A 12,795-nucleotide genomic window follows, 5' to 3' on the forward strand; every position below is an offset into this window, starting at 1 on the left:
CGAGCGTAGGAGGCGGAGATCACCGGCCGGGCGCCCACCCGTCGTCCTCGGCGTGCGCCGTGCCTGTTGCCCGCCCGACGTCCCGCCCGGCATCGTCGACCTCGACGTCGACCGACGTCCGCCCCGAGCCCAGGAGACGCGATGCCCGCCCCCACCGACTTCGAGGTCTTCGGCCTCGGCGACGTGGTCCTGCAGCACGGCGCGACGCTGCGGGACGCCCACCTGGCGTACAAGACGTACGGCACGCTGAACGCCGACAAGAGCAACGCGATCGTCTATCCCACCTGGTACTCCGGGCGGCACACCGACAACGAGTGGCTGATCGGCACCGACAAGGCCCTGAACCCCGACGAGTGGTTCGTCATCGTGCCGAACATGCTCGGCAACGGGCTGTCCTCCTCGCCCAGCAACACGCCGCCGCCCTACGACCGCGCGCGCTTCCCGCACGTGACCTTCCACGACCAGGTCGAGTGCCAGTACCGCCTCGTCACCGAGCACTTCGGCATCGAGACGCTGCCGCTGGTGACCGGCTGGTCGATGGGCGCCGGCCAGACCTACCAGTGGGCCGTGAGCCACCCCGAGATGGTGCAGCGGGCCGTGCCGTTCTGCGGGTCGAGCCGCACCGCGCCGCACAACCGCGTGTTCCTCGACTCGATCGCGGCGGCGCTGCGGGCCGACGCCGCCTTCGCCGGCGGCTGGTACCGCGAGGACGCCTGGCCGACGACGGGCCTGCGGGCGTTCGCGCGGGTCTACGCCGGGTGGGGCTTCTCGCAGGCGTTCTACTGGCAGGAGGAATGGCGCAAGCTCGGGTTCTCCTCCCTCGAGGACTTCCTCATCGGCTTCTGGGAGGCGTTCTTCCTCGACGAGCGCGACCCGAACAACCTGCTGGCCATGATCTGGACGTGGTTCCACGGTGACGTCGGGCAGACCCCGGGGTTCGGCGGCGACACCGTCGCCGCGCTCAACTCCATCCGCTGTCCCCTGCTCGCGATGCCGGCCGAGAAGGACCTCTACTTCCCGCCCGAGGACGAGCAGTGGGCCTCCCAGCACATCCCCGACGGCGAGGTCCGCGTCATCCCCGGGGTGTGGGGCCACTTCGCGGGCGGCGGGCTGAACCCCGACGACACCGCCTTCATCGACCAGGGCATCCGGGACATGCTCGCCCGGGAGGTGTGAGCGGGTCCTGATCAGATCGTGGGTCGGTCGCCCTCGGCGTGCCAGGGCACCACCCCGATCAGCACGTCCGGCAGATCCGCCACGTCGAACTCGAGCCGGCGCCAGAAGGCGCGCTCCCCCGCGTCGGCCCGTGTTCGGTACGGACCGAAGCAGTCGCCGTGCCCGGTCACGGGGTCGATCACCAGGATCATGTAGCCGTCCGCGTCGGACGTCCCGTCCTCGTCGCACGCCCGCGGGGTCTCCTCGGTGAACATGTCCGCCTCCTGCTCGTCCTCGGCCGGGTGGCTCCCGGCCCGTCGAGGAGAAGAGTCGTCCGCTCGGGCCGGAGGTGGTGTCCGGCGACGGCACCGTGCTCCGGAGGACCCACCTGTCCCCCGGTCGTCGGACGGCGCGGCTCATGGTCCGGCTCGGCTGGTGTAGGTGTGTCCGGTCGGGGTGGTGGTCTGGACGGTGTGGGGTTGGTCGCCGAGGCCGTCGTGGAGGACCTCGTGGTGCCACCCGGGGAGTTCCTTGTCCTCGTTGTGGCGCACGCAGCCACCGCGGCCGTTCCCGAAACTGGTCGGGCCGCCGGCTTTGCGGCCTGTGATGTGGTCGAGGTGGCGGATCGGGGCGTCGCAGAAGGGTTCGCGGCACCAGCCGTGGTCGCGCCAGGTGACCAGCTTCGCGAGGAACCCGTCGAACAACCGCCGCTGCGGGTCACCCCCGACCAGGCCGCCGTGGGCGGGGTGGGCGAACAGTCGCCGCCACCACCGCTGCCCGCCGGTGTAGCGCAGCAGGTCGGAGACGATCCCGGACGGCAGCGGCCCGTGCCCGACCAGTTCGGCGGTCTTCGGGCTGTCCGGGTCGGTCAACGCGTCGAGCGGGAGCACGATCCCGACCTCGACGTTGACGTCCTCGGCGTAGACCTGTCCGGTGAGTCGTTCGACGAGGGTGTCGGCGATGATCTGATCCCGGGTGCGGTCGTCGGTGTCCCCGGTCGCGATCAACGAGTCGGCGTACTGCCGTAGCGCCGTGATGCAGGCGACGCCCTGCTCGACGGGCAGCAGGCCGGAGAGCACGGCCATGGTGTCCGGGGCGGGGCGCAGGGTGACCCGGCGGTCCTTGCGGGCGGTGCGCCCGCGGGCGGTGAATCCGATGGGGTCGGCCTCGTAGGCGAGTTTCTTCACCGCCGCGACCGCGGCCTTGCGGCCCAGTTCGTCGAGCCCGGCCTCGGCGGCCTGCTTGTCGACCAGGCGGCGGGTCTCGGGGTCGAGGTGGGAGGTCAACGAGACGATCTGCTCGGCGAGCCATTCGCTGATCCGCCCGGCGGCGAGCAGCGCCCGGGTACACGGCAGGTCCGTGGCCAACGCCCGCGCGGCGTTCAGGCGTCGGTCGGCGACGTGTGGGGAGACGTGTGCGGCCAGGGCGATCTGGTCGGCGATGCCGCGCCCGAGTTTCTCCGGGTCCAACCGGCCGGTGGCGATCTGGGCGAGCTGCGCTTCGACCTGGGCACGCCCGAACGCGACCATCGCGGTGTGCTGCGCCGCCGCGACCGCGGACCGGACCTGCTCCAGGACCGCGATCCGGTCGATCTGGGCGGCGCCGTCGTCACCAGGAGCCGGGTCGGTGGGGAGTTCGGCGAGTTCGCTGAGGCGGGTGAGCAGCGCGGTCAGCTCCTCGCCGACCGCGTCCACCGCCTCGTTCGAACTCATGTTCGCAAGCTAGCAGCGACCCCCGACAGTCACGGCCAGTCCAGCGCCGCCACCAGCGAGGATGCGGCGAACCTGGCGTCCAGTGACAGCAACGACGCTTTCCTGCCACGAAAGCAGGGGCCGGGCCGCGGTCGAGGCGGCCGCCGCGGAGCGGATCGTCCTGCGCCCGACCGACCGCCGCGGGGCCCCGCTCACACCTCCAGACCCGCCGGCGCACCGGCCAGCGCCTGCTTGAGCCCCCGGCTCGGCGCGTCGGCGAGGACCTCGTCGGCCCCCGCGACGATCCCGTCCACGATCTGCGCGGCGACGTCCTTCGCGGCGATCTTCGGGACGTCGAGGTGGGCGACCATGTCGGTGTCCATGAAGCCGAGGTAGACGCCGACCACGTGCGTGCCCTGCTCGCGCAGCTCCACCCGCACGCCGTTGGTGAGCGACCACGCCGCGGCCTTCGTCGCCGCGTAGGAGCCGGCCCACGGTGCCGCGGCCCAGGACAGCGCGGACAGGACGGTCACGACCGTGCCCCCGCCGCGGCGGGCGAGTACCGGGGCGAACGCCCGGAGCACCGCGACCGGGCCCCAGAAGTTGGTCTCCATCTCGGCGCGGGCGTGCTCCGGGTCGCCGGTCAGCAGGGACCCCGCCCCGCTGGTCCCGGCGTTGTTGATCACCAGGTCGACGTCGTCCGCCCGGGCGGCGGCCGCGCGGACGCTCGCGAGGTCGGTGACGTCGAGCTGCAGCGGGACCACCCGGGGGTCGTCGTGCACGACCGACCGGGGGTCACGGGCCGCCGCGTACACCGTGCCGGCCCCGCGGGCGAGCAGTTCCCCGACCAAGGCGGCGCCCAGCCCGCGGTTGGCGCCGGTGACCAGCGCGTTGACTCCCGAGACGTTCACCGGCCGATCCGCTCGACGATCGTGGCGTTCGCGGTGCCGCCGGCCTCGCACATCGTCTGCAGGCCGTAGCGCCCGCCGGTCTGCTCGAGCACGCCGAGCAGCGTCGTCGCGAGGCGCGCCCCGCTCGAGCCCAGCGGGTGGCCGATCGAGATCGCGCCACCGTTCACGTTGACCCGCCGGGGGTCGGCGCCGGTCTCGGCGAGCCAGGCCAGCACCACCGACGCGAACGCCTCGTTGACCTCGAACGCGTCGATGTCGTCGAGGGCGAGCCCGGCCCGGGCGAGCACCTTCGCCGTCGCCGGGATGATGCCGGTGAGCATGAGGATCGGGTCGTCGCCGGTCACCGTGGCGGTGTGGATCCGGGCGCGCGGGGTCCAGCCGTGGGCGGCCGCGATCTCGGAGGTCGTCACCAGCAGCGCGGCGGCGCCGTCGTTGTACGGGCTCGCGTTGCCCGCGGTGACGGTCCAATCGATCTCGCCGAAGCGCTCGGTCCAGCGGGGGTCGGCGAACGGCGTCCGCAGTCCGGCGAGCGCCTCGGCCGTCGTCCCCGGCCGGATCGTCTCGTCGGTGTCCAGCTCCCCCACCGAGCCGTCGCGGCGCGTGGCCTTCAGCGGCACGACCTCGCGGGCGAAGCGCCCGTCGGCCCACGCGGCGGCGGAGCGCTGGTGGCTGGTCAGGGCGAACTCGTCGAGCTCGGTCCGCGACAACCCCCACCGCCGGGCGATCAGCTCGGCGCTCACACCCTGCGGGATCAGGCCCGGCGCGTACCGAGCGGCGACGGACGGGCCGGCGACGTCCTGCGGCACGCCGTCCACGCGGGTCTGGCTGCCGATCGGGATGCGCGACATCGACTCCACGCCCGAGGCGATCGCGATGTCGTAGGCGCCCGCCACCACCCCCTGTGCGGCGAACGACAGCGCCTGCTGGCTCGACCCGCACTGCCGGTCGACCGTGGTCCCCGGCACCGACTCGGGGAAGCCGGCGGCCAGGGCGGCGAAGCGGGTGGTGTTGCCGCTCTGCTCGCCCACCTGCCCGACCACCCCACCGATGACGTCGTCGACCTCGGCGGGGTCGAGCCCCACCCGGTCGACCAGCGCCCGCAGGATGTGCGCGTGCAGCTCGACCGGATGCACGCCCGCGTAGGCCCCGTCGGCCTTGCCCTTCGCCAGCGGCGTCCGGACCGCCTCGACGATCACCGCGTCTCTCATGGTCACTCCTCCACGTAGCGGACCGATCGGTCCCGGACCGCTCGGTCCGCTATCCTCCGCTCGCGACGGGTCGCGGTCAATGTCGAGCCAGGTGCTCCGGCCCACACCGCCGCAGCGCCGCTCTTGACAGAGGTCAACACGGTTCGCTTACGTTGCAAATGACTGAACCGACGGGAACGAGGTCCGACGATGGCGCAGGCGGCTCCGACGACGGTGTTCGTCCACGGGTTCCTCGACGACGGCGCGGTGTGGCGGCCGGTGATCGACCGGCGCGCCCACGGAACGCCCACCGCCGTCGCGGAGCTGGCGGGGATGGGCGGCCGACCGCGGGCCGACGGTCCGTGCACGCTGGCCCGGCACGCCGACGACGTCACCGAGCTCGTCGACGGTCTCGACGGTCCCGTGGTGCTGGTCGGGCAGAGCATGGGCGCGCAGGTGGCGGAACTCGTGGCCGCCCGCCGTCCGGACCGGGTCGTCGGGCTCGTCCTCGTGACCCCGGTGCCACTCGCGGGCGCCGGGATGCCCGCCGACGCCGCGGCGCCGTTCGCGGCGCTGGGCGGTGACGGGGAGGCCCAGCGCGCGGTGCGGGAGCAGCTCTCCGTGGCGTTCCCACCCGCCGAGCTGGACCGGCTGACGGCCGTCGGCGCGGCCACCACGACGGCGGCGGTGGCCGACGCCGTCCACGCGTGGAACGCGGGCGACCCGGCGGGTGCGGTGACGTCGCCCGTCGCCGTGCCGGTCCTCGTCGTCCGGGGGGAGCAGGACCCGTTCGTCACCGCCGCCACGGTCGAGGAGGGCGTCGTCCCGCGGTTCACCGACGTCGCCGTCGCCACGGTCGCGGACGCCGGCCACTGGCCGCACCTCGAGCGGCCCGAGGCCGTGGCGACCCTGCTCGACGACCTGGTCGACCGGGTCTCCGGCACCGACGGATCGGGCGGCCGGGGCTGGACCGCCGCCTTCGGTGCGCGGACGGCGGCCGCCTTCACCGACACCCTGGCCGCCGACGTCGTGCTCCGCGCCTCCGCGCTGCGTGCCCCGGTCGAGGGCCGCGAGGAGGTCGCCGCGGTGATGGCGGCCGCGAGCGGCCTCTACTCCTCGCTGAGCTTCACCCACGAGGCCCGGCAGGGGCCGCGGACCTACCTGGAGTGGGTCGCGACGCTGCCCGACGGGACCGAGCTCGGGGGCGTGACCCGCCTGCTCGCCGACGACGCCGGGCGCACCGTCGACGTGGCCATCCACCACCGCCCGCTCGACGGCCTGCTCCACTTCTCCGACGAGCTGGGCCGTCGCCTCGAGGGCCGCGTCGCCCGGGACCGGTTCCACCACGCATGAGCGGCCACCATCGCGAGGACACCGCGTTCACCGCCGACGACGGCACCGTGCTCCGGGCCTGGCTCTACCGGCCCGACCGGCCCGGACCGCACTCCGCGATCAGCATGGCCCACGGGTACGCCGGCACCCGGCACCACGGCCTCGCACCGTTCGCCGAGGCCTTCGCCGACGACGGGCACGTCGTGCTCCTGCACGACCACCGCGGCTTCGGCGCGAGCGACGGCGTGCCCCGTCAGGACGTCGACCCCTGGGTCCAGATCGCCGACTGGCGCCGCGCCCTCTCCCACCTCGAGGCGCTCCCCGACGTCGACGCCGACCGCCTCGGGCTGTGGGGCACGAGCTACGCGGGCGGCCACGCCCTCGTCCTCGGCGCGACCGACCCCCGGCTGCGCGCCGTCGTCGCGCAGGTCCCCACGATCAGCGGGATCGAGCAGACCCGCCGTCGAGTGAAGCCCGAGGACGTGGCCGCCTTCCGCGCCGGGCTGCTCGACGACGAGCGGGACCGCGCGGCCGGTCGGGCGCCCGCCCGGCGCGCGATCGTCTCGGCGGACCCCGCCGTCCCGGCGTCCTACCGCGCTCCCGACGCCGTCGCGTTCTACCTCCAGGACGTGCCCGAGGGGGTCTGGTCGAACGAGGTGACGGTGCGCTCGACGCTCGCGGCGACGACCTACGAGCCGGGCACCTACGTCGGGCTCGTCTCCCCCGTCCCGCTCCTCCTGGTCGTCGCCACGGCCGACACGGTCACCCTCACTGACACCGCGCTCGCGGCCTACGGGCGTGCACTGGAACCCAAGCGGCTCGTGACGGTCCCCGGCGGCCACTTCGCCCCCTACCGCGAGCACTTCCCGACGGCGAGCCGCGCGGCCCGCGCCTGGTTCGCCGAGCACCTGCAGCAGGAGGAACGGTCATGACCCGGATGTCCCACGTCTCGGTGACCACGCAGGACGGCGTCGCCGTCCTGGTGCTGCACCGACCACCGCAGAACCGCATCGGGACCACGATGGTCGACGAGCTCGACCGTGCCCTCGACGAGATCGCCGCCGGCGACGCCCGCGCGGTGGTGCTGCGGGCCGAGGGGGCCGACTTCAGCCTCGGCGGCGACATCGAGCCCTGGCCCGACTGGGACCGCCGCCTCATGCGCTCCCACTTCGAGCACTTCCTGCAGACCTTCAACCGCTTCGAGCGGCTCCCGGTGCCGACGATCGCGGCCGTGCAGGGACTGTGCTTCGGCGGCGGGCTCGAGCTCGCGGTGCGGGCCGACGTGATCATCGCGGGCCGGACCGCGCGGTTCGGCCACCCCGAGCAGTCGATCGGCATCGTCACCCTGCTCGGCGGGATCTACCGCATCGCCGAGCGCGCCGGGCGCTCCCGGGCGATGCGGTGGGCGCTGACCTCGGAGCAGGTCGAGGCCGTCGAGATGGAGCGGTTCGGCGTGGTGGACCGGGTGGTCGACGACGCCGACCTCCTCGACGAGGCGACCGCGTTCGCGCACCGCGTGGCCGCCGGGCCGACGCTCGCGCACGCCGCGCACAAGGCCCTGCTGCGCACCTGGGCGGTCGGCGGCGTCGCCGCGGCCGACGAGGCGATCCTCGACGTCGCGCTGCCGCTCTTCGACTCCGCGGACACCCGGACCGCCATCCCCACCGCCGTCGAGGCCCTGCGGGCCGGGCGACCCCGCCCGGCCATGTCGTTCGAGGGCCGATGAGAGGAGATCCGATGCCCCCGCCTCCGCTGCACGTCCACGTGCACGTCAGCCCCCCGATCCCCACCGCCGTCACCGACCTCCCGCCCGACCTGGACGTCCGCGTCTGGTCGCCGATCGCCACGACACTGATCGGCGGCGAGCGCGAGGCGGTGCTCGTCGACCCGCCGCTGACCGTCGAGCAGGCGGACTCCGTCGTCGAACGCGTCCACGCCTGGGGCCGCGAGCTGACCACGATCTACGTCACGCACGCGCACGGGGACCACTGGTTCGGGGCGGCCGCGCTGCTCGAGCGGTTCCCCGCCGCCCGGGTCGTCGCGCTGCCCGAGGTCGCCGCGCGGGCGCGGGCCCAGAGCCCGGAGGACGTCACCGCCTTCTGGGAGGTGCGGTTCCCCGGCGGGCAGATCCCGGTCCACCGCGTCGCGCCGGAGCCGATGACCGGCCGGACCCTGGAGCTCGAGGGCCACGAGCTGGTGGCGGTCCCGCTCGGGCACACCGACACCGACGACACGAGCTGCCTGCACGTGCCCTCGCTCGACCTCGTCGTGGCGGGCGACGCCGTGTACGACGACGTCCACCTCTACCTCGCCGAGTCGCCCGCGGTCGGCCGCGCGGCCTGGCGGGACGCGCTCGACGTGGTGCGCGACCTGGCCCCGCGCACCGTCATCGCCGGCCACCAGCGACCCGGGAGCACCGGGGACCCGGCGGCGATCGAGGCGACCCGCGCCTACCTCGACGACTTCGAGGAGCTCCTGACGACCGCCTCCGACCCCCTCGCGCTCTATCGCGCGATGCGCGGGCGCCACCCGGACCGGGTCAACCCCGGCGCCCTGTGGGGCTCGGTCCGCGCCGCTCTCCCCGCGGGGAGTCCCGCATGATCATCGACACGGCCGAGCTGGACGCCGCGGCCGGCTACAAGCTCCTCATCGGCAGCATCGTCCCGCGTGCCATCGGCTGGGTCAGCACGATCTCGCCCGACGGGATCGCGAACCTCGCCCCGATCTCGTTCTTCACCGCCGTCGGCCGCAAGCCGCCGATGGTGTCGCTGACGATGCAGCCGCGCTCGACCGGCGAGCTCAAGGACACCTTCACCAACATCCGCGACACCGGCGAGTTCGTCACCAACCTGGTCTCCCTGCCGCACGCCCACCAGATGCACCGGACGGCCCACGAGTTCCCGAGCGAGGTCGACGAGTTCGAGGCGGTGGGGCTGACGAAGGCACCGTCGCAGCTCGTGGCCCCGCCCCGCGTCGCCGAGGCCCCCATCCACTTCGAGTGCCGGCTCGAGCGGATCATCCCGGTCGGCGAGCTGGACGACCACGTCGTCTGGGGCGTGGTCGAGCGCGTGCACGTGCGCGACGACCTCTACCTCGACCGCGGGCGGGTCGACACCGCCGCCCTCGCGCCGGTCGGCCGCCTCGCCGCCGAGTACACGCTGGTGGAGAACGTCTTCACCACCCCGCTCGACGACGGGCTGCTCGCGGCCCGCGGCGGCCGGATGCGGCGCCTCGACGAGCAGGAGGACGGGTACAGCCCCATCGGCACGGCGGCGTGGTCGCCGTCGGGGTCGGTGCCCGATGCGACCTGACCGGTCAGGGCGCGGCGGCTGCCCGGCGCCGGGCCCGGGAGGCGCGGAGGTTGACCGCGTTCCCGCACACCCGGACGTCGTGCCAGGCGCCGCTGTTGTTGCGCGAGCGGTCGTAGAAGGCCACCCCGCACCGGTCGTTGCGACACACCTTGAGCCGACGCCAGGTGTCGGCGCGCTGGGCCTCGAGCACCTCGACGAGCACGAGGCCCACCAGGCGCCGCCACCCCTGGCCCCGGGGCTCCAGGTCCACCGTGCCGTCGGGACGCAGGGCCAGGACCGCGCCGGCCGTCCGCACCTCGACCGGTGCTCCGTCCCGCTCTCCCCCGGCGACGACGGCGGCCCGCAGCTCCGCGCGCAGCGCCCGCAGCTCGTCGACCCCGCGGTCGTCGAGGTCGATCCCACCGACGGGGCCTCCGTCGGCGTGGTCGGCGAGCGCGGTGTCCGCCCACTCCCGGGCGGAGGCGAGGTCGGCCAGCAGGTCGGCCTCCCGCGGCCGGCCCGCCGAGATCGTGTTCAGCAGGTCCTGCACGAGGGCCAGGCCGCCCTCGGCCACCGCACAGCCGTAGCGCGTCGTCGTGTCCCAGGCCATGGATCGATCCTACCGACGACACACACCTATCGCGTTGAGTTCTGTCACCCGCAGAGGAGTCATCCATGAGCCGCCAGAACGCCCTGGTCACCGCCGACTGGGCGCAGGAGAACCTCGACGCCCCCGGTGTGGTGTTCGTCGAGGTCGACGAGGACACCAGCGCCTACGACGGCGGGCACATCCCCGGCGCCGTGAAGATCGACTGGAAGACCGAGCTGCAGGACCAGGTCCGCCGCGACTTCGTCGACAAGGCCGGATTCGAGAAGCTGCTCTCCGCCAAGGGCATCTCCAACGACGACACCGTCGTGCTCTACGGCGGCAACAACAACTGGTTCGCCGCCTACGCCTACTGGTACTTCACGCTCTACGGCCACACCGCGGTCAAGCTGCTCGACGGCGGCCGCAAGAAGTGGGAGCTCGACGGCCGCACGCTCGACACCGCGGTCCCCGAGCGGGCGCAGACGAACTACACCGCCCAGGAGCAGGACCTCTCGATCCGCGCCTTCCGCGACGAGGTGGTCGACGCGATCGGCACCAGGAACCTGATCGACATTCGGTCGCCGGACGAGTACGCGGGGCGGCTGCTGGCGCCGGCGCACCTCCCGCAGGAGCAGGCGCAGCGGCCCGGGCACATCCCCGGCGCCGTCAACATCCCGTGGAGCCGCGCGGTCGCCGAGGACGGGACGTTCCGGTCGGACGAGCAGCTGCGCGAGCTCTACCGCGGCGAGGGCGTCGACCCGTCCACCCCGGTGATCACCTACTGCCGCATCGGCGAACGCTCGTCGCACACCTGGTTCGCGCTGCACGAACTGCTCGGCCACGCCGACGTCAAGAACTACGACGGGTCGTGGACCGAGTACGGCTCCCTGGTCGGCGTGCCGATCCAGCTCGGCGACGAGCGGGGCTGATCGGCGATGCGGACCCTGGTGCTCGGGGCCGGCGCGACCGGCGGCCACCTCGGGGCGCTCCTGCTCGCCGCCGGTCGCGACGTGACCTTCCTGGTCCGGCCGGGTGTGGCGGACCGGCTGTCCCTCGAGGGACTGCAGGTCCGCGGCGTCGACGGGACGACCCGCTCGCACCCGGTGCCGTCCGTCGTCACCGCCGGAGAGCTGCGCTCCCCCTACGACCTGGTGGTCGTGGCGGTGCGCGGACGCGCTCTGGCGGACGCGGTGAAGGACCTCGCCCCTGCCGTGAGTCCCGGCACGCAGGTCGTGCCGCTGCTCAACGGGATGGCGCACCTGGACGCGTTGGTCGACGCCTTCGGCGCCGGGTCGGTGCTCGGGGCGACCGCCCGGCTGGCCGCGACCCTGCTGCCGCACGGCGTGATCGTCGAGCAGGCGCCCGGGGTCACGCTCGAGCTCGGCCGTCCGGGACTTCTGGGTGAGGACCTCGAGGCCGTGCGCCGCGAACTCGCGGTGGACGGGGTCACGGTGCGGGTGGTCGACGACATCCGCGCCGCGATGTGGACGAAGTGGCTCTTCATCGGAGCGAGCACGGTGCTGACGAGCCTCGGAGGCGGACCGGTGGGCGACGTCGCGGCCGCCCCGGGAGGGACGGACCTCGTCCGGACGGTGGTCGCCGAGCTGTCCGCGATCGCGGCCGCCGAGGGCCACGGGGAGGATCCCGACGTCCTCGTGCGGACCTTCTCCGACCCGACCTCGCGGTTCGTCCCGTCGATGACGCGCGAGCTGTGGGCGGGGCGTCCGGTCGAGGTGGAGGTCCTCGACGAGCTCGCGGCCCTCGCCCGGCGGGGAGCACTCGCATCTCCGCTGCTCGACGCGGCGCGGGTCCGTCTTCGGCTCGGCCGTGCGACCGAGCCCGGACGGTGAGCCGTCAGAGGCTCGGACGACCCTGGCCGGTCGACGCGCTGGTGCCGCCGTCGACGGGCAGGACGACGCCGGTGACGTACCGGGCGGCGTCGCTGGCGAGGAACAGCACGGCGGGCGCGATGTCCTCCGGCTCCCCGATGCGTCCGAGGGCGACCCGGTCGACGAACGTCTCGAGCAGCGACGGGTTCTCCGTGACCGCGGCGACCGCACTGGTGCGGGTCAGCGCGGGCGCGACGGCGTTGAGGCGGACCCCGCGCGGCCCCCAGTCCAACGCCAGGGAGCGCACGAAGTTCGAGACCGCGGCCTTCGTGGCGTTGTAGCCGGCCTGGCCCCAGTCGCCGGCCAGGCCCGAGACGCTGGAGACGGCGACGAGGTTGCCGCCGCTCTCGGCGAGGACGGGCAGCGCCTTCTTCGCCAGGTGGAAGAAGCCGTCGACGTTGGTGGCCCGCATGGCCGCCCAGTCCGCGTCCTCGAGGTCGGTGATCTCCCCGTTCACGTAGCCCGCCGCGTTGCTGACGACGACGTCCAGGCGGCCGAACCGGCGCACGACCTCGTCGACGAGGTCGCCGATCTGCTGCCGGTCGGCCAGGTCCGTCGGGACGGCGAGCGCACGGTCGGCCGGTGCGCCGCGCAGCGCCTCGTCGAGGGGCTCCCGACGACGGCCGGCGACCGCCACGATCGCGCCCGCGTCGAGGAAGGCCCGGGTGATCGCGAGCCCGATGCCGGTCCCGCCTCCCGTGACCAGGACGACGGAGTCGCTGAAGTCGAAGTGCGCGCCGGTGCTCATCCC

General features: G+C 73.9%; 14 protein-coding genes. 8 read left to right on the forward strand and 6 right to left on the reverse strand.

Features of this window, described 5'->3' with window-relative positions:
* The first annotated feature begins 141 nt into the window (after positions 1-141).
* Complete coding sequence (locus QSK00_RS25840; RefSeq protein ID WP_285595575.1) at positions 142-1,176, forward strand: alpha/beta fold hydrolase; 1,035 nt, start codon at positions 142-144, stop codon at positions 1,174-1,176.
* An 11-nt stretch (positions 1,177-1,187) separates the two neighbouring features.
* Here QSK00_RS25840 and QSK00_RS25845 read toward each other — a convergent pair whose 3' ends face one another.
* The 4 genes from QSK00_RS25845 to QSK00_RS25860 form a co-directional block, all read right to left on the reverse strand.
* Positions 1,188-1,430, reverse strand: coding sequence for a hypothetical protein (locus QSK00_RS25845; RefSeq protein ID WP_285595577.1), 243 nt, complete (start codon positions 1,428-1,430; stop codon positions 1,188-1,190).
* A 141-nt stretch (positions 1,431-1,571) separates the two neighbouring features.
* Entirely contained in the window at positions 1,572-2,867 is a 1,296-nt protein-coding gene (locus tag QSK00_RS25850; protein WP_285595579.1) for a DUF222 domain-containing protein, read from the reverse strand.
* A 191-nt stretch (positions 2,868-3,058) separates the two neighbouring features.
* Positions 3,059-3,757, reverse strand: a complete 699-nt coding sequence (locus QSK00_RS25855; RefSeq protein WP_285595581.1) for an SDR family oxidoreductase — start codon at positions 3,755-3,757, stop codon at positions 3,059-3,061.
* Entirely contained in the window at positions 3,754-4,965 is a 1,212-nt protein-coding gene (locus tag QSK00_RS25860; RefSeq protein WP_285595583.1) for a thiolase family protein, read from the reverse strand. The genes QSK00_RS25855 and QSK00_RS25860 overlap by 4 nt, the downstream gene beginning before the upstream one ends.
* A gap of 189 nt (positions 4,966-5,154) precedes the next feature.
* Here QSK00_RS25860 and QSK00_RS25865 point away from each other — a divergent pair, with 189 nt between their 5' ends.
* From QSK00_RS25865 to QSK00_RS25885, 5 genes are read left to right on the forward strand one after another with little or no spacing between them, the layout of a single operon-like run.
* Positions 5,155-6,297, forward strand: a complete 1,143-nt coding sequence (locus QSK00_RS25865) for an alpha/beta fold hydrolase (RefSeq protein WP_285595585.1) — start codon at positions 5,155-5,157, stop codon at positions 6,295-6,297.
* Positions 6,294-7,208, forward strand: coding sequence for an alpha/beta hydrolase (locus QSK00_RS25870; RefSeq protein WP_285595586.1), 915 nt, complete (start codon positions 6,294-6,296; stop codon positions 7,206-7,208). The genes QSK00_RS25865 and QSK00_RS25870 overlap by 4 nt, the downstream gene beginning before the upstream one ends.
* Entirely contained in the window at positions 7,205-8,002 is a 798-nt protein-coding gene (locus QSK00_RS25875) for an enoyl-CoA hydratase/isomerase family protein (RefSeq protein WP_285595588.1), read from the forward strand. Before QSK00_RS25870 ends, QSK00_RS25875 begins: the two co-directional genes overlap by 4 nt.
* Before the next feature lie 11 nt (positions 8,003-8,013).
* The gene (locus QSK00_RS25880) at positions 8,014-8,877 is read left to right on the forward strand and encodes an MBL fold metallo-hydrolase (protein ID WP_285595590.1); all 864 of its coding nucleotides are present in this window, start codon (positions 8,014-8,016) and stop codon (positions 8,875-8,877) included.
* Positions 8,874-9,587, forward strand: coding sequence for a flavin reductase family protein (locus QSK00_RS25885; RefSeq protein ID WP_285595592.1), 714 nt, complete (start codon positions 8,874-8,876; stop codon positions 9,585-9,587). Before QSK00_RS25880 ends, QSK00_RS25885 begins: the two co-directional genes overlap by 4 nt.
* Before the next feature lie 4 nt (positions 9,588-9,591).
* Here the strand turns inward: QSK00_RS25885 and QSK00_RS25890 are convergent, their stop codons facing one another.
* Positions 9,592-10,176: a CGNR zinc finger domain-containing protein gene (locus QSK00_RS25890; RefSeq protein ID WP_285595594.1), complete on the reverse strand. Its 585-nt coding sequence runs from the start codon at positions 10,174-10,176 to the stop codon at positions 9,592-9,594.
* A gap of 65 nt (positions 10,177-10,241) precedes the next feature.
* On the opposite strand from QSK00_RS25890, the gene QSK00_RS25895 reads away from it, so the two are divergent.
* Both QSK00_RS25895 and QSK00_RS25900 read left to right on the forward strand, forming a co-directional pair.
* Positions 10,242-11,084: a sulfurtransferase gene (locus QSK00_RS25895; RefSeq protein WP_285595595.1), complete on the forward strand. Its 843-nt coding sequence runs from the start codon at positions 10,242-10,244 to the stop codon at positions 11,082-11,084.
* 6 nt (positions 11,085-11,090) lie between these two features.
* A complete protein-coding gene (locus QSK00_RS25900; protein WP_285595597.1) occupies positions 11,091-12,005 on the forward strand; it encodes a ketopantoate reductase family protein in 915 nt (304 codons plus the stop codon).
* Between the two features lie 4 nt (positions 12,006-12,009).
* Here the strand turns inward: QSK00_RS25900 and budC are convergent, their stop codons facing one another.
* Positions 12,010-12,792, reverse strand: coding sequence for a meso-2,3-butanediol dehydrogenase (budC, locus tag QSK00_RS25905; RefSeq protein ID WP_285595599.1), 783 nt, complete (start codon positions 12,790-12,792; stop codon positions 12,010-12,012).
* Positions 12,793-12,795 lie beyond the last annotated feature (3 nt).

This window comes from Actinomycetospora sp. NBRC 106378 (assembly GCF_030269685.1).
Lineage (GTDB): Bacteria > Actinomycetota > Actinomycetes > Mycobacteriales > Pseudonocardiaceae > Actinomycetospora.

Excerpts from the sequence above, each read along its gene's own strand:
- QSK00_RS25845 (WP_285595577.1), bottom strand. The coding sequence starts at position 1,430 with ATGTTCACCGAGGAGACCCCGCGGGCGTGCGACGAGGACGGGACGTCC.
- QSK00_RS25900 (WP_285595597.1), top strand. The coding sequence starts at position 11,091 with ATGCGGACCCTGGTGCTCGGGGCCGGCGCGACCGGCGGCCACCTCGGG.
- budC (WP_285595599.1), bottom strand. The coding sequence starts at position 12,792 with ATGAGCACCGGCGCGCACTTCGACTTCAGCGACTCCGTCGTCCTGGTC.
- QSK00_RS25870 (WP_285595586.1), top strand. The coding sequence starts at position 6,294 with ATGAGCGGCCACCATCGCGAGGACACCGCGTTCACCGCCGACGACGGC.
- QSK00_RS25875 (WP_285595588.1), top strand. The coding sequence starts at position 7,205 with ATGACCCGGATGTCCCACGTCTCGGTGACCACGCAGGACGGCGTCGCC.
- QSK00_RS25880 (WP_285595590.1), top strand. The coding sequence starts at position 8,014 with ATGCCCCCGCCTCCGCTGCACGTCCACGTGCACGTCAGCCCCCCGATC.
- QSK00_RS25890 (WP_285595594.1), bottom strand. The coding sequence starts at position 10,176 with ATGGCCTGGGACACGACGACGCGCTACGGCTGTGCGGTGGCCGAGGGC.
- QSK00_RS25850 (WP_285595579.1), bottom strand. The coding sequence starts at position 2,867 with ATGAGTTCGAACGAGGCGGTGGACGCGGTCGGCGAGGAGCTGACCGCG.
- QSK00_RS25865 (WP_285595585.1), top strand. The coding sequence starts at position 5,155 with ATGGCGCAGGCGGCTCCGACGACGGTGTTCGTCCACGGGTTCCTCGAC.
- QSK00_RS25885 (WP_285595592.1), top strand. The coding sequence starts at position 8,874 with ATGATCATCGACACGGCCGAGCTGGACGCCGCGGCCGGCTACAAGCTC.
- QSK00_RS25860 (WP_285595583.1), bottom strand. The coding sequence starts at position 4,965 with ATGAGAGACGCGGTGATCGTCGAGGCGGTCCGGACGCCGCTGGCGAAG.
- QSK00_RS25895 (WP_285595595.1), top strand. The coding sequence starts at position 10,242 with ATGAGCCGCCAGAACGCCCTGGTCACCGCCGACTGGGCGCAGGAGAAC.
- QSK00_RS25840 (WP_285595575.1), top strand. The coding sequence starts at position 142 with ATGCCCGCCCCCACCGACTTCGAGGTCTTCGGCCTCGGCGACGTGGTC.